The sequence below is a fragment of the Nocardia sp. NPDC020380 genome (assembly GCF_044386975.1).
In the GTDB taxonomy this organism is placed as follows: domain Bacteria; phylum Actinomycetota; class Actinomycetes; order Mycobacteriales; family Mycobacteriaceae; genus Nocardia.
Genome location: NZ_JBIRVQ010000006.1, coordinates 579,003 through 598,749, shown reverse-complemented (window position 1 = coordinate 598,749; position 19,747 = coordinate 579,003). Strand labels below are relative to the sequence as shown.

The 19,747-nt window shown below is 69.1% G+C and carries 16 protein-coding genes and 1 pseudogene; 11 read left to right on the top strand and 6 right to left on the bottom strand.

Features of this window, described 5'->3' with window-relative positions; genetic code table 11:
* Positions 1–53 precede the first annotated feature (53 nt).
* From icmF to ACH438_RS19450, 4 genes are all read left to right on the top strand, one after another.
* Positions 54–3,263 carry a fused isobutyryl-CoA mutase/GTPase IcmF gene (icmF, locus tag ACH438_RS19465; RefSeq protein WP_397007021.1) on the top strand — a complete coding sequence of 1,070 codons (3,210 nt, stop codon included), beginning with the start codon at positions 54–56 and terminating at the stop codon, positions 3,261–3,263.
* A gap of 33 nt (positions 3,264–3,296) precedes the next feature.
* The gene (locus ACH438_RS19460; protein ID WP_397007019.1) at positions 3,297–3,545 is read left to right on the top strand and encodes a hypothetical protein; all 249 of its coding nucleotides are present in this window, start codon (positions 3,297–3,299) and stop codon (positions 3,543–3,545) included.
* Positions 3,546–3,665: 120 nt separating this feature from the next.
* Entirely contained in the window at positions 3,666–4,742 is a 1,077-nt protein-coding gene (locus tag ACH438_RS19455; RefSeq protein ID WP_397007017.1) for an amidohydrolase family protein, read from the top strand.
* 65 nt (positions 4,743–4,807) lie between these two features.
* The gene (locus ACH438_RS19450) at positions 4,808–5,794 is read left to right on the top strand and encodes a methyltransferase (protein ID WP_397007015.1); all 987 of its coding nucleotides are present in this window, start codon (positions 4,808–4,810) and stop codon (positions 5,792–5,794) included.
* Positions 5,795–5,799: 5 nt separating this feature from the next.
* On the opposite strand, the gene ACH438_RS19445 is transcribed toward ACH438_RS19450, so the two are convergent.
* Positions 5,800–6,477, bottom strand: a complete 678-nt coding sequence (locus ACH438_RS19445; protein ID WP_397007013.1) for a TetR/AcrR family transcriptional regulator — start codon at positions 6,475–6,477, stop codon at positions 5,800–5,802.
* A gap of 103 nt (positions 6,478–6,580) precedes the next feature.
* On the opposite strand from ACH438_RS19445, the gene ACH438_RS19440 reads away from it, so the two are divergent.
* From ACH438_RS19440 to ACH438_RS19425, 4 genes are read left to right on the top strand one after another with little or no spacing between them, the layout of a single operon-like run.
* Positions 6,581–7,417 (top strand): SDR family NAD(P)-dependent oxidoreductase, encoded by an 837-nt coding sequence (locus tag ACH438_RS19440; protein WP_397007011.1) that lies wholly within the window; start codon positions 6,581–6,583, stop codon positions 7,415–7,417.
* Positions 7,418–7,464: 47 nt separating this feature from the next.
* Complete coding sequence (locus ACH438_RS19435) at positions 7,465–8,388, top strand: ferritin-like domain-containing protein (protein WP_397007009.1); 924 nt, start codon at positions 7,465–7,467, stop codon at positions 8,386–8,388.
* Positions 8,385–9,182 carry a hypothetical protein gene (locus ACH438_RS19430; RefSeq protein WP_397007007.1) on the top strand — a complete coding sequence of 266 codons (798 nt, stop codon included), beginning with the start codon at positions 8,385–8,387 and terminating at the stop codon, positions 9,180–9,182. Before ACH438_RS19435 ends, ACH438_RS19430 begins: the two co-directional genes overlap by 4 nt.
* Complete coding sequence (locus ACH438_RS19425; protein WP_397007005.1) at positions 9,179–10,714, top strand: flavin-containing monooxygenase; 1,536 nt, start codon at positions 9,179–9,181, stop codon at positions 10,712–10,714. The genes ACH438_RS19430 and ACH438_RS19425 overlap by 4 nt, the downstream gene beginning before the upstream one ends.
* 65 nt (positions 10,715–10,779) lie before the next feature.
* Here the strand turns inward: ACH438_RS19425 and ACH438_RS19420 are convergent, their stop codons facing one another.
* Both ACH438_RS19420 and ACH438_RS19415 read right to left on the bottom strand, forming a co-directional pair.
* On the bottom strand, positions 10,780–11,550 hold the full coding sequence (locus ACH438_RS19420) for an SWIM zinc finger family protein (RefSeq protein WP_397007003.1): 771 nt from the start codon (positions 11,548–11,550) through the stop codon (positions 10,780–10,782).
* Positions 11,547–14,387, bottom strand: a complete 2,841-nt coding sequence (locus ACH438_RS19415; RefSeq protein WP_397007001.1) for a DEAD/DEAH box helicase — start codon at positions 14,385–14,387, stop codon at positions 11,547–11,549. The genes ACH438_RS19420 and ACH438_RS19415 overlap by 4 nt, the downstream gene beginning before the upstream one ends.
* A gap of 271 nt (positions 14,388–14,658) precedes the next feature.
* Between ACH438_RS19415 and ACH438_RS19410 the strand changes: the two genes are divergently transcribed.
* Both ACH438_RS19410 and ACH438_RS19405 read left to right on the top strand, forming a co-directional pair.
* Positions 14,659–15,021, top strand: a complete 363-nt coding sequence (locus ACH438_RS19410; RefSeq protein ID WP_397006999.1) for a hypothetical protein — start codon at positions 14,659–14,661, stop codon at positions 15,019–15,021.
* Positions 15,022–15,199: 178 nt separating this feature from the next.
* Positions 15,200–15,901 (top strand): HNH endonuclease family protein, encoded by a 702-nt coding sequence (locus ACH438_RS19405; RefSeq protein ID WP_397006997.1) that lies wholly within the window; start codon positions 15,200–15,202, stop codon positions 15,899–15,901.
* Here ACH438_RS19405 and ACH438_RS19400 read toward each other — a convergent pair.
* Positions 15,842–16,507: a TetR/AcrR family transcriptional regulator gene (locus ACH438_RS19400; protein WP_397006995.1), complete on the bottom strand. Its 666-nt coding sequence runs from the start codon at positions 16,505–16,507 to the stop codon at positions 15,842–15,844. The two genes, ACH438_RS19405 and ACH438_RS19400, sit on opposite strands and share 60 nt — an antisense overlap.
* Before the next feature lie 18 nt (positions 16,508–16,525).
* Between ACH438_RS19400 and ACH438_RS19395 the strand changes: the two genes are divergently transcribed.
* Positions 16,526–17,269, top strand: coding sequence for a class I SAM-dependent methyltransferase (locus ACH438_RS19395; protein ID WP_397006993.1), 744 nt, complete (start codon positions 16,526–16,528; stop codon positions 17,267–17,269).
* A 1-nt stretch (position 17,270) separates the two neighbouring features.
* On the opposite strand, the gene ACH438_RS19390 is transcribed toward ACH438_RS19395, so the two are convergent.
* Positions 17,271–18,101: a sulfurtransferase gene (locus tag ACH438_RS19390; protein WP_397006991.1), complete on the bottom strand. Its 831-nt coding sequence runs from the start codon at positions 18,099–18,101 to the stop codon at positions 17,271–17,273.
* 436 nt (positions 18,102–18,537) lie between these two features.
* Positions 18,538–19,722: pseudogene (locus ACH438_RS19385) on the bottom strand (benzoate/H(+) symporter BenE family transporter); the annotation flags it as partial.
* Positions 19,723–19,747 lie beyond the last annotated feature (25 nt).

Sequence of the window (19,747 nt, the reverse complement as noted above, 5' to 3'; positions counted from 1 at the left end):
ATTGGCTGTGGGATAATTCACAGCACCAAACGACTCTGCCTGCGGAGGCTGACGTGCCCGATCTGCATGTCCCGGTCCATCCCGTGCGGTTCGTCACCGCTGCGGCGCTGTTCGACGGCCATGACGCGGCCATCAACATCATGCGGAGGATCCTGCAGGCGCAGGGCGCCGAAGTGATTCACCTGGGGCATAACCGGGCCGTGAGCGAGGTGGTGGACGCGGCGCTCACCGAGGATGTGCAGGGCATCGCGGTCAGCTCGTATCAGGGCGGGCACATCGAATACTTCGAGTACCTGGCCAAGGCCTTGCAGGAGGCCGGGGCCGGGCACGTGCAGATCTTCGGCGGGGGCGGCGGGGTCATCGTCGAGGAGGAGATCGCGCGGCTGGCGGCGGCCGGGGTGACCATCTTCTCGCCCGAGGACGGGCAGCGGCTGGGGTTGCCGGGCATGATCAATCGGCTGATCGCGGCGTGCGATGTGGATCTCGCGCAGACACCGCCGCGGGTCGAGGCGGTGCTGACCGGGGATCGGGCGGCGCTGGCGCGAACCATCACCTGCCTGCAGCAGGGCACCTTGCCGGAGGCGGATCTGGCGGCGCTCACCGCCGCCGCAGCGGCGCGTCACGTGCCGGTGCTGGGTATCACGGGCACCGGTGGCTCCGGAAAGTCCTCTCTCACAGACGAACTCGTGCGGCGGCTGCGCAATGATCAGCAGGACAAGCTGCGCGTGGCGGTGCTGGCGATCGACCCCACCCGCCGGCGCGGCGGTGGCGCGCTGCTCGGCGACCGCATCCGGATGAATTCCCTGGACGGTGAACGCGTCTACTTCCGCTCCCTCGCCACTCGCGGCGAACGCGAGCTGCCGAACAATATCGACGAGATGGTGATCGCCTGCAAGGCAGCGGGATTCGATCTGGTGATCCTGGAGACGCCGGGCATCGGCCAGGGCGACGCCGAGAGCGCCGAGCACGTGGACGTCTCGCTGTATGTCATGACGCCCGAGTTCGGCGCGGCCTCGCAGCTCGAGAAGATCGACATGCTGGATTACGCGGATGTCGTGGCCATCAACAAGTTCGAGCGGCGCGGCGCCGCGGACGCCCTGCGCGATGTCTCCCGGCAGCTGGTGCGGAATCGCGAGGACTTCCACGCCATGCCCGAGGACATGCCGGTATTCGGCACCAGCGCCGCCACTTTCAACGATGACGGCGTGACGGCGCTCTACCAGCATCTGAGCGGACTGCTGGCCGAGCACGGGCTGCCGCTGGAACAGGGTGTGCTGCCGCGGGTGAATACCCGCGCCTCGACCCGCTTCGCGCAGATCATTCCGCCCGCCCGGGTGCGGTATCTCGCCGAGATCGCCGAAACCGTACGGAACTACCACGCGACCACCGCGGATCAGGTCGCGGCCGCGCAACGGGTGCAGCGTGTCGAGCAGGTGCTCGCGGAACTACCGGACGACGTCCAGGTGTCGGAGCTGCTCGCGAAGGCGAGGACCGGGCTGCAGCCCGAGAATGCCGCCCTGCTCGCCGAATGGCCCGCCCTCGCGGAGTCGTATCGGGGTGACGAGCAGGTGATCCGGGTACGCGACCGCGAGCTGCGCACACCCCTGCGCCGGGAAACCTTGTCCGGCAGCTCGATTCCGCGGGTGGCGCTTCCCCGCTACACCGATCACGGGGAGCTGCTGCGGTTCCTGCGGTCGGAGCATCTGCCGGGCCGGTTCCCGTTCACGGCGGGCGTCTTCCCCTTCAAGCGGGACAATGAGGATCCGGCGCGCATGTTCGCCGGTGAGGGCGATGCCTTCCGGACCAATCGGCGGTTCAAGGTGCTGTCGGAACATTCCGAGGCCAAACGGCTTTCGACGGCCTTCGATTCGGTGACCCTGTACGGGCACGATCCGGCGGAACGCCCCGATATCTACGGCAAGGTCGGCACCTCCGGCGTTTCCATTGCGACGCTGGACGATATGAAGGCGCTGTACGACGGATTCGACCTGGACGCGCCCGCCACCTCGGTGTCGATGACCATCAACGGGCCCGCGCCGACGATTCTGGCGTTCTTCCTGAATGCCGCCATCGATCAAGCGCTGGAACAGTTCTCGGCGGCGGAAGGCCGGGCGCCGACCGGGGCGGAGGCGGACGATATTCGCGCCCGCACGCTGGCGACGGTGCGCGGGACCGTGCAGGCCGACATCCTCAAGGAGGATCAGGGGCAGAACACCTGCCTGTTCTCCACCGAATTCAGCCTGCGGATGATGGGCGACATCCAGGAATGGTTCGTGCGGCAGGGCGTCCGCAACTTCTACTCGGTGTCGATCTCCGGCTATCACATCGCCGAGGCGGGGGCGAACCCGATCAGTCAGCTGGCCTTCACGCTGGCCAATGGATTCACCTATGTGGAGTCGTATCTGGCGCGCGGCATGCGGATCGACGATTTCGCGCCCAATCTGTCGTTCTTCTTCTCCAATGGCATGGATGCCGAATATTCGGTGATCGGCCGGGTGGCGCGCCGCATCTGGGCGGTCGCCATGCGCGACAAGTACGGCGCGGACGAGCGCTCGCAGAAGTTGAAGTACCACGTGCAGACCTCCGGGCGGTCGCTGCACGCACAGGAGATGAACTTCAACGACATTCGCACCACGCTGCAGGCGCTCATCGCGATCTACGACAACTGCAACAGCCTGCACACCAATGCCTATGACGAGGCGGTGACCACGCCCACCGAGGAATCGGTGCGCCGGGCGCTGGCGATTCAGCTCATCATCAACCGGGAATGGGGGCTGGCGATGAACGAGAATCCACTGCAGGGCAGTTTCGTCATCGAGGAGCTGACCGACCTGGTCGAGGAGGCGGTGCTGCGCGAATTCGAGCGGATCAGCGAACGCGGCGGGGTGCTCGGGGCCATGGAGACCGGATATCAGCGCGGGCGCATCCAGGACGAATCCATGCTGTACGAACGGCGTAAGCACGACGGCAGCCTGCCCATCGTGGGCGTCAACACCTTCCGCAATCCGCACGGCGAGGAGCATCGGGTGCTGGAATTGGCGCGCGGCACCGAGGACGAGAAGCAATCGCAACTGCGGCGGGTGCGGGAATTCATCGAGCGGCATCGCGGCGAATCGCCGGCGGCGCTGGCCCGGTTGAGCGCCGCGGCGGGCAGCGACGACAACGTGTTCGAGGTATTGATGGACGCGGCGCGAGTGTGCACACTGCAACAGATCACCGATGCGTTCTTCGCGGTGGGCGGTCAGTATCGGCGCAATGTGTGACGACACCGAGGCCAGTGCATGCAAAATGCATGCATGACGGTGGCTCTGGAGATCCGTGACGTATCCAACGAGGTCCGCGACGCCCTCGCCGAACAGGCGGCCCTCCGCGGCCAGTCCCTGCAGGCGTATCTCCTGAACCTGGTAGTACGCGAAGCGAGACTGCTGCGCAATCAGAAGATGTTCGCGGAAACGTCGGATATTCGCGTCGCGATCCCGGCGGACCTGAGCCTCGAGCGCATCATTCGGGAGGGCCGCGAGCAGGGTTTCGGACTCGACCGATAGGACGACTGCCCGTGATCGTCGTCGTCGATGCCGCCACATGACTGATCGGGCTTTTCCAGCGACCGCGGTCCCAGCGCGTGGAAGAATCCGGAATGGGCCGACCCGGACTGAAGGGACATCATGGACCTGGCGGGAATGACTGTCGTCGACGCGCACATCCATCAGTGGGATCCGCTGACGACGCCGCGCGAGTTCAGCGGGCTGGCCAGACTGTTCCGGTACGTGCCCCTGCCCATGGATATCGCCAAGCGGCTGGCGCCGCGGCGGGACCGCGAATTCGTGGGCGATCCAACCCCGTTCGTGCATCCCTATCTCCCGGCCGACTACCGCGAGGACGCGGGCGAGGTGCCGGTCGAGGCCATCGTGCACATCGAGGTGGAGTGGAACGGCCCGGGCCGCCTCGCCCAGGCGGACGAGACCCGCTGGGTGGCCAGCCTGCCGTTCGGCGTGGACACGCCCGCGCTGGGCGCGATCGTCGGGGCTGGTGATCCGGCCGCACCCGAATTCGCCGAACTGCTGGATGCGCATCAGGCGGCCTCGCCGCGCTTCCGCGGCATCCGCGCCCGGGTCGAATACCACCCGGATCCCGATGTGCGCGCGCACTGCGCGGCGCCCGGGGCGCTCACCTCGGCGGCTTTCCTGAACGGCTTCTCGGCACTGGCCGAACGCAAGCTGTCCTTCGAGGCGTGGGTGTACTCGGGTCAGCTACCCGAGGTCACGGCGCTGGCCGGGCGTTTCCCCGACGCGACCATCGTGCTGAACCATCTCGGCACGCCCGCAGGCATTTTCGGGCCGGTCGGCGACGATACCGGGCAGAATCCGGGCCAGCGGCGCGAACTGTTCGTGCGCTGGCGCGACGATCTGACCGCGCTGGCGGCGCATTCGAACGTGGTCGCCAAGGTGAGCGGCCTGATGATGCCGATCCTCGGGCATCCGGTGCCGCCGCGCGGCCGCCCGACACCGGTTCCGGTACTGGTGGAACGCATTTCGCCGCTGCTGCACCACGCGCTGGACGTCTTCGGCGCGGAGCGGCTGCTGTGGGGTTCCAATTTCCCGGTGGACAAGCCCATTACGAGCATCCCGAACGCGGCCGCGGCGGTGGCCACCGCCCTGACCGAGCACGGCGCGGATGCCGCGGCGCTGGAGCAGGTGTTCCGGACGACTGCGCAGCGCGTCTACGGCATCGACGACCTCTGACGACGCTCCGGCGCGGCGTCGAGCCTCCCCGGATCGGTGCGGCGCGGTGGCTAGGGTGGGTCGCCATGGAGCGGATCCTCGGGATCGGAATGGGTTTCTGGGAGTCCCGGACGCTGCTGAGCGCGGTCGAGCTCGGCGTGTTCACGACGCTCGGCACACGGTCCCTGACCTGCGAGGAACTCCGGGACGAGGTGGGCCTGCACCCACGCGCCGCCCGCGACTTCTTCGATGCCCTGGTGGCCATGGACATGCTGCGCCGCGCGGACGGGCGCTACGCCAATACCAAGGACACCGGTCAGTACCTGGACCGGAATCGGGACGAATACGTCGGCGGCTTCCTGGAAATGGCCGCCGCCCGCCTCTACGGATTCTGGGACGGGCTGACCGAGGGCCTGCGCACCGGTCAGCCGCAGAACGAGGCCAAGGCCGGCGGTGACTTCTTCGTCGCCCTGTACCAGGATCCGCAGCGACTACGCGATTTCCAGCGCGCCATGACCGGCCTCTCCTTGCCCAGCGCGCACGCCATCGCGGAGGTCTTCCCCTGGCAGCGCTGGCACACCCTGGCCGATATCGGCACCGCCCAGGGCGCCCTGCTCCGCACCATCCTGGACCACAACCCGCACCTCACCGGCATCGGCTTCGACCTACCGGTGGTTGAACCGATCTTCGCCGAATACACTGCGGCCCTTGGTGATCGGTCCCGCTTCCACCCCGGTGACTTCTTCACCGACGAACTCCCCGCCGCCGCTGTCCTGGTCTTCGGCCACATCCTGCACGACTGGGACCTCCCCACCAAACGGATGCTCCTGGACAAGGCCTACCGCGCCCTCCCCGCGGGCGGTGCCGTCCTCATCTACGAGACCCTCATCGACGACGACCGCCGCACCAACCTCGCCGCGCTCCTCATGAGCCTCAATATGCTCATCGAAACCCCCGGCGGCTTCGACTACACCGCCGCCGACCTCCGGAACTGGCTCTCGGAAGCCGGATTCCGCGACCCCGTCACCGAACACCTGACCGGCGCCGAATCCATGGTCTGGGCGGTGAAGTAGCGCGCTCAGTCCGGGAAGGCCAGGTACTGGGCGCCCATGAGGCGGGCGGTGCGGGTGACGTGGTCGATGATGTGCGGGGCGTCGGTGGCGATGGTGCCGGTGCGCCAGGCGGTGAGGAGTTCGGTGAAACCGCCGATGCCCATGAGAGTGCCCATCCGGAGGTCGGATTCGTCGACGCCGGGGCGCAGGTAGGGGCGGCCGGTGGCGATGAGGAAGTCGGTGGCCTCGGTGAGGGTGGTCTTGCGGCGTTCCTCGAGGATGCGGCTGCCGGCGTGATCGCCGAAGAGGATGCGGGCGGGGCCTTCCGATTGCAGGGCGACCGCCCGGGCGATGGCCAGGTGCAGGATGTCGAGCGGGGGTTCGCCGAGGTGTTCGGCGAAGACGGCGGAGAGTTCGCCGAAGACGTGGAAGCAGACCTCGTCCCAGACCGCGCCCAGTAGTTCGTCGCGGTCGGCGAAGTGCTCGTAGAAGTAGCGGTCGTTGAGGCCGGCGCGGGTGCAGACGCCGCGCATGGTGACTGCCGCCCAGCCGTTTTCGAGCCAGACGGCGAGGGCCGCGTCGATGATGCGGGTGCGGCGTTCGGTGCGGCGTTCCGCCTGGGTACGGCCGCCCCAGGTGCCGTTCCGCTTGGCGGCGGCCGGGTCACCGTGCTGTTGCGAAGACGGGACTGCGTGCACGTCCATGGTTGACAAAATACCGCACCACGCGCCTAATTGGTGGCAGGTGCGGCCAATGGTGGCACATGCCACCACTTGACTGCCGGATGCACACCCCCCGGGAGTTCCCATGCGTCTCAATCCCTTCGGCGGCACTCGCCGCACCCAGCACGCCGACGCGGTGGTGACCGGCGCCGGCAGCGGCATCGGCCGGGCCTTCGCCATCGAGCTCGGACGGCGCGGCGGGCGGGTGATCTGCTCCGATATCGACGCCGGAAGAGCCCGCGAGACAGTCGAACTCGTCACCGCCACCGGCGGCAAGGCCTTCGACGCCGTCTGCGATGTGAGCAGCCTGGACCAGGTCACCGCACTCGCCGACGCCGCCGAACAATGGTTCGGCAAGACCGCCGACATCGTGGTGAACAATGCCGGCATCGGCCGCGGCGGCGCCCTCATCGGCGATACGCCATTGTCCGAATGGCATCAGGTGCTCGACATCAACCTGTGGGGCGTCATCCACGGCTGCCATGTCTTCGCACCCCGCCTGCGCGCGGCCGGGCACGGATCGATCGTCAATACCGCTTCCGCCGCCGCCTTCGGCTCGGCGCCCCGCATGGCCGCCTACAACGTGAGCAAGGCCGGCGTGCTGGCCCTGTCCGAGACCCTTTCCGCCGAACTGGCCGGCACCGGCGTGACCGTCACCGCCCTGTGCCCCACCGGCGTGAAAACCAATATCCTGGAAGGCGTTTCGCTCGGCGACCCCGGCATCGAGAAATGGGGCGACCGCCTCATCCGCTGGACCGGACGCCCGCCCGCCGGCATCGCCCGCGCCACCCTCGACGCCGTGGACCGCGGCCAGCTGTACGTGGTCCCGCAACTCGAGGCCAAGTTGATCTGGCAGTCCAAACGACTGCTCCCCGAGCCCTACACCCGCGCCGCCGGACTGCTGGAGCGGCTGGTGCGGTAGTTCGCGGCACGACCGTGCGGTAGCACGCAGCAACAAGGAGTTGAACAATGGCGTTCGCATATTCCGACATGCTCACCACGATCAAGGATCGGCAGTGGGCCCTGGCCGACCTCGACTGGGACGCCCCCGGAGCCGACCTCATCACCGACGAGCAACGGCCCGGCCTCACGAAATTCATGGCCGACCTGGTGTGGATCGAACACGTGGGCGCGCGCGGTTTCGCCGCCCTCACGCTGCGCGCACCCGACGGGCCGCTCGAGGAGATCTACCGGTACTTCCACGCCGAGGAACAGAAGCACGCCAATGCCGAGCTCGCGCTCATGCGGCGGTGGGGCATGCTGCGCGGCGACGCGATGCCGGTGCCCAACAAGAACATCCGGCTCGTCATCCAATGGCTGGACCGCTACGGCGACAGTCTCTCGCTGCCCGTGCTCGGCACCGTCATTCCGTCCCTGGAATGCGCGCTGGACGGGGCGCTGGTGAAATTCCTGCTCGACGAGGTGCAGGATCCGTTGTGCCACGAGGTGTTCCGGCACATCAACAGCGACGAATCCCGGCACCTGGCCGTCGGCTTCCAGGTGCTCGAACAACTCGGCGCGGGACCCGCACGCCGGATCGCCATCGAATCGGCGGGTTACGCCCTGCGGCCTACCCTGCTGATGGGCGCACTGCTGTACACACCGCTGCTGTCCCGCATGTCCACCAACATCATGGCGATGGGGCTGGACGAGGAGAAACTCTGGAATGCCGTGCGGCGCTACGAGAAGGCGGGCGAACGCGCGCCGGATATCAAACGCCTGCCGTTGTTCCACATCGTACGGCTGCACGGCCGCGCGACCATCAACAAACTGCAGCCCATCCAGGGCATCAACGACGCCCTCAACAAGGCCATCGACCACTTCCCGGTCCGCATCCTCGGCCGCACCCCGTCCTGGTCCGAGGAACTCACCTACGAGCCGGTGGCGAAATGACCGCGCCACTGCGCCGGGGCAATTCCGGCAGGGTGCGCGAGAGCGGCTACGGCGGGCCGCAATTCCACTGCACACGCTGGCGCGGCGCCCTCGAGCTGCGGGGATTGCACGTCGCCGTGGTCGGCAGCGGCGCGGCGGTGGCCAGGGTGCTACCGCCCGTAGCGGCGCGAGCCCGCAAAGTGACGGTGTTCCAACACGATCCGGTCTGGGTCCTGCCCACGCCACCGCTCCCCGGTGTGCGGCCCCTGCTCCGGCTGCTGCCCAAAGATCTGGTGGGCCCACTACCGGCGGCGACCGCGCCACCTCTCCTCGATGCGCTCACCACCGAGGCGGCACCGCACCCGGCCGGCAGCGCAGCCCGCATCGGCGCCTCAGCGAATCGCCGCGCTGTCCCGGCGAGTCACCGCACCGCCCCAGCGGGCCGCAGCACCGGCGCCACCGAGCCGGCGAGCAGCAGCGCCGGCACCACCGACCGCCGGATCGACACTGCGTGGCTCGGGATCGGTACGGGGTTCGCGGCCGCTCTTGCCGGCCGGGTGGGCGGGCACGTGCTGCGGCGGGTCGCGGCCGCGAATCTCCGGGTACAGGTCGGCGATTCGTGGCGGCGGCGGCAACTCACCCCGGACACCGCGGCCGGGCTGCGGCTGCACAGTCACTACTACCGCGCCCTGCGGCAGCCGAACTGCCGCCTCGTCACCTGGCCCATCGCCCGGCTCGCACCCCTCGGTATTCGCACCGTGGACGGCATCGAGCATCGGGTGGACTGCATCATCTACGCGGAGGACACACCGTGAACAGCACCGTGGTGGATCACGAGATCATCATCGTCGGGGCCGGATTCTCCGGGATCGGCACCGCCATCGCCCTGCGCAAGGCCGGATTCGACGACTTCGTCATGATCGACGAGGCCGACGGGGTGGGCGGGACATGGCATTGGAACACGTATCCCGGTATCGCCGTGGACATTCCGTCGTTCAGCTACCAGTACTCGTTCGAACAGCGGCCCAACTGGTCCCGGGTGTACGCGCCCGGGCGGGAACTCAAGGCGTATGCCGAGTACTGCGTGCAGAAGTACGGGCTGCGCCCGCGAATCCGCTTCAGCACCACCATCTCCCGCGCCGATTTCGACGACGCCCTGCACCTGTGGCGGGTGCGCACCTCCGACGGCGACGAACTCACCTGCCGCTATCTCATCGGCGCGACCGGGGTGCTGACCCGGCCGAAACTGCCGGAAATCCCGGGCGCCGAACGCTTCCGGGGCATCACCATGCACACCGCGCGCTGGGATCACGGCGTCGATCTGCGCGGCAAACGGGTCGGGATCATCGGCACCGGCGCCTCGGCCATCCAGGTGATTCCGGAGATCGCTTCCGAGGTGTCGGAACTGGTGGTCTTCCAGCGCACCCCGATCTGGTGCCTGCCGCGCCCGGACGCGCCCATGCCGTCGGCGGCCCGCACGCTCATGCGGCTGCCCGGCGGACAGCTGCTGACCCGCTGGCTGAGCCAGGCTTTCGTGGAGATCACCTTCCCGCTCGCGGCGCACTACTACAAGGTGCTGCCCATGTCGAAGGTCGGCGAGCGCACCGGACTGGCTCATCTACGCGACCAAGTGGAGGATCCGGAGGTGCGGGCGAAGCTCACGCCCGAGTACGCGCTCGGCTGCAAACGCCCGTCGTTCTCCAATGACTACCTGAAGACCTTCAATCGCGAGAACGTCACGCTGGAGACCGATCCCATCACCGAGATCACCGCCTCCGGCCTGCGCACCACGAGCGCTCACCACCAGGTGGACGTGCTGATCATGGCCACCGGCTTCAAGGTCATGGAATCCGGCAATATGCCGACCTTCGACCTGCACGGCAGCAAGGGCATCCGGTTGGAGGACTGGTGGGACACCCGCCGGCTGCAGGCCTACGAGGGTGTCAGCGTGCCCGGCTTCCCCAACTTCTTCACCATCATCGGCCCGTACGGCTACAACGGCGCCTCGTATTTCACGCTCATCGAAATGCAGACCACGCACATCCTGCGCCTGCTCCGCCAGGCCCGCCGCCGCGCCGCGACCCGGATCGAGGTCACCCAGGAGGCCAACGACCGCTACTTCCAGGAGATGCTGAGCCGCCGCGGCACCCAGGTGTTCTGGCAGGACAGCTGCGCCCTGGCCAACAGCTACTACTTCGACAAGAACGGCGACGTCCCGCTGCGCGCCATGTCCACGCCCGAAGCCGCCTGGCGTGCGGCCCATTTCAGCCTGACCGACTACAGCTTCGAGAAGGCAGGCCGCCGCCGCACCGCCGACACGCCGGCGACGCGCGCCACCGCGAGCTGATCAGCTGATCACCGGGCATTCATCGCGGCGCTCGACGGCGTGTCGCCGCGATGAGTGCCCGGTGATCAATCGTCCAGGGCGCGATAGAGGGCGCGGAGGTGGCGGAGGCCGGAAGCCGTGGTGGGTTCGTCTTCGGCGGTCATGCGGAGGGCCTGGCGGAGGAGGACGGCGTCGAGATCCTCGGGGGCGGGGCGGAAGTCGGGCTTGGGCAGGGCGGGGAGGGTCGGCTCCGCGCCGTAGAGGTCGCCGGAATCCGTTGCGGCCGAGTCCTGTTGGACGCTGCCGATGAGGGCGTCCAGTTCGACGCCGCGCAGGGTCAGCAGGTCCTTGGGCCGCTCGTCCAGGCGTTCGGCGATGACGTAGCAGACCGCGGCCACATGCTTGCAGGGCCAGCCGTGGTCGGGGCAAGTGCAGGAGAAGTCCAATTCCGATGCGGTGGTGGGCAAGAGCAGCGGGCCCAGCGTGTGCGGCAGCGCCCCGGCGGCGATCTCGCCCAGCATGCCGGGGGTCCCGCGCACCAGATCGACGAGCTCGTCCAGGCGATCGTCGCGCAGCTGCCGCATGGTCAGTACCGAGATGAACGGGCGCGGCTGACTGCCCTGCACCTCCGCGCTCACCGCGCCCGGCTCCAGCCGGTAACTCACCACCTGGCCGGTCCGCGCATACGACCGCCCACGCGTCAGCCGCCCCTGATCCGCGACCTTCTCGACCGACTCCAGAAACGAACGCCCCCACCAGGTTCGTGCGAAGGCCGCGCCCCGCTGACTGCGCGCCTGCACGCCGCCCCGCACCGGGCGGCGCGGACCGAACTCCGAGAAGTCCATGTGGTTCCTCATTCGCCCACCGCCTCGGCGCCGAGCGCGAAGAGCTCACGGAGTTCGTCATTGCTGAGCTCGGTGATCCACTTCTCGCCGGAGCTGACGGTGAGGTCGGCGAGCCGGCTCTTGCCCTTCAGCATGTCGTCCACCCGCTCCTCGATGGTGTCGACGCACACCAGCTTGCGGACCTGGACGTCCCGGCGCTGGCCGATGCGGAAGGCGCGGTCGGTGGCCTGGTTCTCCACCGCCGGATTCCACCAGCGATCCAGGTGCACCACATGATTGGCGGCCGTCAGGTTCAGGCCCGTCCCGCCGGCCTTCAGGGACAGCAGCATGAGGGGTGCGCCTTCCTCCTCCTGGAAGCCGGTGACCATGGCGTCGCGGCGCGTCTTGGAGACACCGCCGTGCAGGAAGGGCACCTCCGAGCCGAAACGCTCGGACAGGTAGGGGGCGAGCATGGTGCCGAACTCCGCGAACTGGGTGAACAGCAGCGCCCGTTCACCGTCCGCGATGACCGACTCCAGAATGTCCTCCACCAGCGCCAGCTTCCCGGACCGATGGTGGCCGCGGCGCAGCAGCGTGGAACCGTCGCCGAGGTAGTGCGCCGGGTGATTGCACACCTGCTTGAGCCGGGTGAGCGCGGCCAGCACCGCGCCCTTGCGCTCCATGCCCTCCGCGGACTTCAGCTTGGCCGACATATCGTCCAGCACCGCCTGATACAGCGCGGCCTGCTCCACGGTGAGGTTGGCCCGCACCGTCATCTCGATCTTCTCCGGGAGATCGGAGATCACCTGCGGATCGGTCTTCACCCGGCGCAGGACGAACGGCGAGGTGATCGCGCGCAACCGCTTCAGCGCGTTCTCGTCCTGTTCCCGTTCGATCGGCACCGCGAAGCGGGCGTGGAAGTCCTTGGGCCGCCCCAGCAGTTTCGGATTGGCGAAGTCCAGGATGGACCGCAGTTCCTCCAGCCGGTTCTCCACCGGAGTTCCGGTGAGCGCCAGCCGATGTCGCGCCTGCACCTGCCGCGCCGCGCGGGCCTGCCGCGTGCCGGCGTTCTTGATGTGCTGCGCCTCGTCCAGCACGACTCGCTGCCAGTGCTGTTCCTTCAGCTCCTCCACATCTCGCGCCAGCAGGGCGTAGGTGGTGACGACCAGATCCGAATCCCGCACCGCCGCATCGAGTTCCGTCCCGGACCGCCGCCCGGCCCCGTGATGCACCAGCACCCGCAGGTCCGGCGCGAACTTCTCGGCCTCCCGCTGCCAGTTGCCCACCACCGACATCGGGCACACCAAGAGAGTGGGCCCGACTCCCGCCACCGATCCGGGACGGAAGTTCTCGCGCTCGTGGAGCAGCAGCGCGAGGACCTGGATGGTCTTGCCGAGGCCCATATCGTCGGCCAGCACGGCGCCGCAGCCGAGCCGGCTCATGGTGGCCAGCCAGCTCAGTCCGCGCTGCTGATAGGGCCGCAGCTGGGCCTTCAGACCGGCCGGGTCCGGGACCGGTTCGATGGTGCGTTCACCGTCGAAAAGCTGTGCGGCCCAACCGGTCGCGCTGACCTCCTCGAGCGGGACGCCGAGCACCGGGTGGGCGGCGAGCTCGGCGAAGAGGGCGCCGATGGTGGTCTCGGTGCCGTCCGTGCGGGCGGACACATAGTCCGCGGCGGCGGCCAGCATGCGATGGTCGGCCTGCACCCATTCGCCGCGCACCTGCACCAGATCCGATTTCGCCTGCACCAGCCGGGACATCTCGGCCGGGGACAGCACGATATCGCCGAGGGCCAGTTCCCAGCGGAAGGACACCAGGCCCTGCAATCCCACCGCGGTCTCGGTGGCGGCGGGGCTCTGCACCTTCAACTTCATGGTCGGCGCCGCGATCCGCCAGGCCCGCGGCAGCATCAGGCGAATCCCCATGCCCTGCAAGGAATTCGCGCCGTGCGCCACCAGATCCATCACGACCTCGGTGGGCAGGAAGAGATCCATGCTGCGGGCGTCACCGGGCAGGTCCCGCAAGCGCGGGTACGCCTGCTTGGCCGCCGCCAGCTTCTCCCCCGCAATGCGCACCAGATGCGGATCGCCGGGCAGCAGCACCGGTTGCGGCGCCTCGCCCTCCACCCGCAGGCACACCTCCAGCCGCCACAGCCCGGACGCGTCCTCCTCGGCCGGTTCCAGCAAGCGCAGCACCAGGTCCGGCTCGTCGGCCGTCAGGCTGGTCCGCCAGTCGTCCAGCACCGCCGCCAGCCGATGCGAGCCGGACTCCACCGGCCCGCCCTCGAGCAACGCCGCGACCAGCGGATGCGCCCGCGACCCCGCCGCTTCCGCGTCCGGCAGGGCCAATGCCGGGTACCGGGCGAGGCGCAGGCGCGTGATGGGGTCCGCGAGTTCGCCGATCAGGTCCTCCAGCAGCGCGGAAGGCCGGCCCGCGACCTTCAGTGCCGCGGGCATGGCCACGGCGAGTTCGGCCAGCCAGGCCCGCTGCCGCTGACCGCCGAGCAGTCGCCAGCGCACCCACCATTCGCCGTCGTCACGCCGCACCTCCGGCACGACGCGGCCCGCGCCCGCCCAGCGATCCACCCCGCGCGCCACATGCGAGAGGAACCGCAAATCTCCTGCGGCCGCCGCGCGGGGCAGGGTCTGCAGCAGCACCCGCGCCGCCGAATCGGGCGCGAGCGCGTGCGCGCGGACCTTCGCCTTCTCCGGCCCGTACGGGCCCGGAACCAGTACCTCCGCCTGGTGCCGGAACTTGGCCGTGTGCAGGATGGCCCCCAGCGGCTCCGGCACCCCGGCCGCATCGCCGCTGGTCTCGGGGTCGTGCCAGAGCACCAATCCCGATCCCGGCGACCACAGTCCGTGCAGCATCAGACCATCCAAGCAGCCCGCACCGACACCGCTGCGCGGCCCCGTTCCGTCATCGAACGGCAATCCGGCAAATCACCACCCCTGCCGGGTCTTCATTTTTGATCGGATCCGGAGAATACTGGATATATCCGCAGGTCACCGCATTCGGCGGTGTTTGCTGTGCTCAACGCCGAGTGGCGTTCAGTGACGCCGAAGCGGGGGAACACCCAACAATCAACCGCGACTCGAGCCGGAGCCGTGGCACTTTCGATACCGTAGGGAGGCCGTGAAGATGACGATTCTGCTCCAGGTGCTCGAGCAGAGCTTCACGCCGACAACACAATGGGAACGGCGGAAATTCACTTTCGTGGACACCAGCAAGATCGTGGACATGCGCCTGGACGGCCAGTCCGGGGTGTGGCTGGATCTGTCCCGGCCCGGTGAATCACAGCGGCTGGCGCGAACCGCCGACCCGCGCGACGCCATCACCTTCCTGCTCACCACCTTCGCGAAGATCGCCGAATGCGAGGAGCGGGGCGGGGCATGGCTCATCGGTCATGACGGAGCGCATGCCGAATCCATTGCGGCCATGCGTTTCCCACCGCAACTCTCCGAAACCGCGGCGGACGACCTTTTGGCCCACGCTTGGCTCTAGGCAGGCCACACCGCACTTCGCACCCCTCGAGAGGGGTGCGAAGTTGCGGAAGCGCGTCAGCGACGCGCGGTGAGCGAGTACATGTAATCCGGTGTGGCCCAAGGGCGCTCCGTCCAGCTCGTATGCTCCGGCGTGCGCGGCTCCTGCTCGCGCGATCCCGCGGTCGATCACCGTCCGGGTGGTCACCGCGCGGTTCGCGGCGGTCGTGGTGGTCGGTATCGCGTTGCTGCTCGGGGGTATCGCGTGCGATGCCATCGGGTTCGTCACGCCTGCGCCGGGGAGTCCGAGCCGAATTCAGCTGGAACAGTTACTGACTCGGATCCGGGTGGTGCCGTCGCGGCCGCGGCCGGGCGGCTACGAACGGGGCTGCTCGGCGGGGCAGGGCTGTGTGTTCGGGCCCGCGTGGACCGACGATCACGACGGGCCGGGCGGGCACGACGGCTGCGACAGTCGAAATACCGTGCTGGCCCGGCAGCTCACGGGGGTGACGTTCCGGGCCGGAAGTACCTGCGTGGTGTCCGCCGGCACGCTGCAGGATCCGTACACCGGGCGGCGTATCGGCTTCGCGCGCGGCGATGCCAAGGCGGTGCAGATCGATCATGTGTATCCGCTGGCCGCCGCCTGGGATATGGGCGCGTCCGGCTGGCCGCTGGAACGCCGGGTCCGCTTCGCCAATGACATCGACGTCAATCTGCTGGCCGTCGACGGAAAGACCAACGAGGACAAGGGCGATCGGACACCCGCGGACTGGCTGCCGCCCGCCCGCGCCTACCACTGCTTCTACGCGGGCAAGTATCTGACCGCGGCGGCCCGCTACGGCCTACCCGTCACCGCGGGCGACCGATCCGCGCTGCAGCGCGTAGCCCGAGCCTGCCCATAGCCGGCCCAGGTGGTGGTATGCCTGTACGGCGGTCATCGGCCGGTGCGGATCGATCACCGCCTCCTGCAGGCCGAAAAGGCCCCATGACAGGAAAGTGACGGTCGCGTCCAGGTCCTCGGGCGCCAGGTGCAGCCGCGGGCCGAGATGTTCGGCCAGCAGCTCGGCGTAGGTGCGCTGCATCGAGCGCAGCACGGTCGCGTTCGCGCGCTGGCCGACCAGCGGGCGGTAGATCTCCGGATTCTCGGCGGAGAGCCGGAACATGATCTCGATCGGGGCCAGCAGCGGGGGCTCGCCGGTCCAGGCCGCGAGTTCGGCGGAGATCACCCCGCGCATGTGCTCGGCGCAGCCGACCATGAGCAGATCGTCCTTGTCGCGGTAGTGCGCGTAGAAGGTGGACCGGCCCACATCGGCGCGATCGATGATGTCCTGCACCGTGATCCGCTCGTAGGGGCGCTGCTTCATGAGCCCCATCAGGGCCATGTGCAGGGCCATGCGGGTGCGGCGCACCCGGCGGTCCGGGGCGGCCGCGGTTTCCGCACAGTTCCCGCCGTTCTGTGCGGAAACGGACGGAAATCCGGATTCTGCGTCTGGCCTGGGCTTTTCCACACTTCGATGATTGGCCACATGACATACGACAAACAAGCCCCGGCCCGCGAAACCGCCGAAATCGGCGAGCTGATCACCTGGCCGCGGCGCTACGTCCTGATGACCACGCTCTACTTCCTGGGCCGGGACCGGACGCTGCGGCGCGAACTGGCCGCCGCCAGCGGGGCCCGGCCCGGGGACCACGCCATCGATATCGGCTGCGGGCCCGGACGGCTGGCCGCGGCGCTGGCCGAGCGGGTCGGACCGCAGGGGCGGGTACTGGGCGTGGATCCGTCCGGGCCGATGATCGACTACGCGCGGAAGCACGCGCCGGCCGCTATCCGGTTCGAAGTCGGCTCGGCGCAGGCGATTTCGGCGGAGGATGCTTCCTTCGACGTGGTGACCGCGACCTACGTCATGCACCACATTCCCGAACCCGAGCGAAAGACGGCCCTGGCCGGGATGTTCCGCATGCTGCGGCCCGGCGGGCGGCTACTGCTCGCCGACGCGCATCCCACCGATGAGGTGCTGGGCGCGCTGGTCGGTGTGATGGCGCGGCGGGTCGCCCTCCGGGTCGCCCGGCGCGCCGCACAGCAGCAGCACGACCACAACCACTCCCATGGCCACGAGCACGGCCACGGTCATGATCACGGCGCGGACCCGGCGTCGGTCATCGACATCCGCCAGTATCAGGAACCGTTGCGGCAGTTGGGTTTCGAGCAGCTGGAGTTTCGCACCAACCGCTTCGCCACCGCCATCCTGACGGCCGTCAAGCCGGCCTAGTCTACGGAGTGGCTCCGGTCGCGGCGGGGCGCTTGGGGTCGTTCGACCACTGCGACCAGGAGCCCGGGTACAGCGCGGCGTCGATACCCGCTTCCGCGAGCGCGGCCACCTGATGGGCGGCGGTCACACCCGAACCGCAGTAGACGGCGACCGGTCCCGGCCCGAATGCGGCGAAGCGGGCACGCAATTCCTCGACGCCCTTGAAAGTTCCGTCGGCCGTGAGGTTTTCGGCGGTGGGGGCACTGTGCGCGCCCGGAATGTGGCCGGCGCGCGGGTCGATCGGCTCGGTCTCGCCGCGGTAGCGCTCACCGGCGCGGGCATCCAGCAGTACGCCGTTCCAGCCGGCGGCGCCGTCGGCGTCGATGGTCGGCATGTTGCCGGGGGTCAGCACCACGGTGCCGGGCTCGGGATCGGGTTCCTCACCGGCGACGATCTTGCCGCCGGCGCGCTCCCAGGCGGGCAGGCCGCCGTTCAGGATGCGCACGTCGGACAGTCCGGCCCAGCGCAGCAGCCACCAGGCCCGGGCGGCGGCCAGGCCGCCGGTGGCGTCGTAGGCCACCACGGTGTCACCGGTGCGGACGCCCCAGCTGCGGACGCACTTCTGCAGGTGGGCCAGTTCGGGCAGCGGGTGGCGGCCCTTGGCGGTGGAGGCCGGGTCGGCCAGCTCGGTTTCCATGTCGACGAACACCGCGCCGGGCAGGTGCCCGTCCAGATAGTGCTGGGGTCCGTCGGGATCGCCCAGGGCCCACCGCACATCCAGCAGTCGCACCCGGGAATCCCCGTCGTCCAGCAGCTCTCGCAGTTCCTCGGCCGAGATCAACACCGCGCTCAAGCCAACTCCTCCTCGCCGAATCCCCCCAACCCATTACGTCAACCTCCCCACCCTACGCAGCCCGCCCCCACCCCGCAGGCGACCCGCCCCGAAACCCGCGCCGCCCCTACGCCTCAGAGCTCACCGCCTCCGCCCCCGCAGGATCCGATGTCGCCGTATCGGACTCCGTCTCTCCGAACCTCGGTACACCCGCCTTCGCGGCATCGGTACTCGCAGCGCGGGAGCCCCCGGCATCGGACATCGCCGGACCCGTGCCCACACCATTCGACATCGCGGGGGTTGGGCTCGCTCCATCCGACTTCACGGGGCTCGAGCCCACGCCATCCGAGTTCACGGGCGCTGGACTCACGCCATCCGACTTCACGCGCGCTGGGCCCACGCCATCCGGCTCGGCGGCGGCGAGGCTCGCGCCATCCGGTTTCGCGGGGGCGGGGCGGAGCAGCCAGCGGACGAGGAGGCCGGCCACCAGGGCCCAGAAGGCGGCGCCGATGCCGAGGAGGGTGACGCCCGAGGCCGCGACCAGGAAGGTCAGCGCCGCCGAGAGGCGGTGGTCGGCGGGGGCGAGGGCGGCGGTCAGGGCGCCCGCGAGGGTGGCGATGAGGGCCAGGCCCGCAACGGTTTCCAGCACGCCCTTCGGGGCGGTGGCCACCAGAGTGACCAGGGCGCCGGAGGCCAGGGCCAGGACCAGGTAGGTCAAGCCGGCGGTGCTCGCGGCGATCCAGCGTCGTTTCGGATCCGGATGAGCGGAAGGCCCGGCCGAGAGGGCGGCGCTGATGGCGGCCAGGTTGATGGCGTGACCGCCCGCGGGGGCGCCGATGATGGTGCCGAGGCCGGTGACCGCCATGGCGGCGCGCCACGGCACCCGATAGCCGAACGAGGCCATGACCGCCGTGCCCGGAATGTTCTGCGCGGCCATGGTGACGATGTACAGCGGCACCGCCACGCCGATGATGGCCTGCCAACTCCAGTGCGGCACAGTCAATTCCACGCGCGGCACCATCGCGGCCACGTCCAGGTGCCGGTGCGTGACGGCAATATCGATGCCCGCACCCGCGGCCGCCACGGCGAAGGCGGCCAGTACCGCCCAGCGCGGCGCGAACTTCTGCAGCACCAGCCAGGTGACCACGGTCGGCACCACCACCGCGGGGCTCACCTGCAGCGCCTTGACGGGTGCCAGGCACATGGGCAGCAGCACGCCCGCCAGCATGGCCTGCGCGATCTCCACCGGGATCGCGGCGATGAGCGCGCCCAGCCGCTGCCAGAACCCGGTCAGCACGATCAGCAGTCCCGCCACCACGAACGCGCCCACCGCCGCATGCCAGCCGCCCGCCACCGCGCCGGTGCTCGCCAGCAGCGCGGCGCCGGGCGTGGACCAGGCCAGTGTGATCGGCATGCGGTAGCGCCGGCACAGCAGCAGCATGCCCGCGCCCTGCGTGACGCTCACCGCGAGCAGGCCCGAAGCCGCCTGTGCCGCAGTCGCTCCCATGGCGTTCAGACCCGCCAGTACCACCGCGAACGAGCTGGTGAATCCGACCAGGGCGGTGACGATGCCGGCCCCGATCGGCTGGCCGATGCCCGCCGTGGCCGGACGCTCGGCGGCGGGACTGCTCGTGGTGCTCATCGGGTCATCGTCCCGGTCCAGTTGG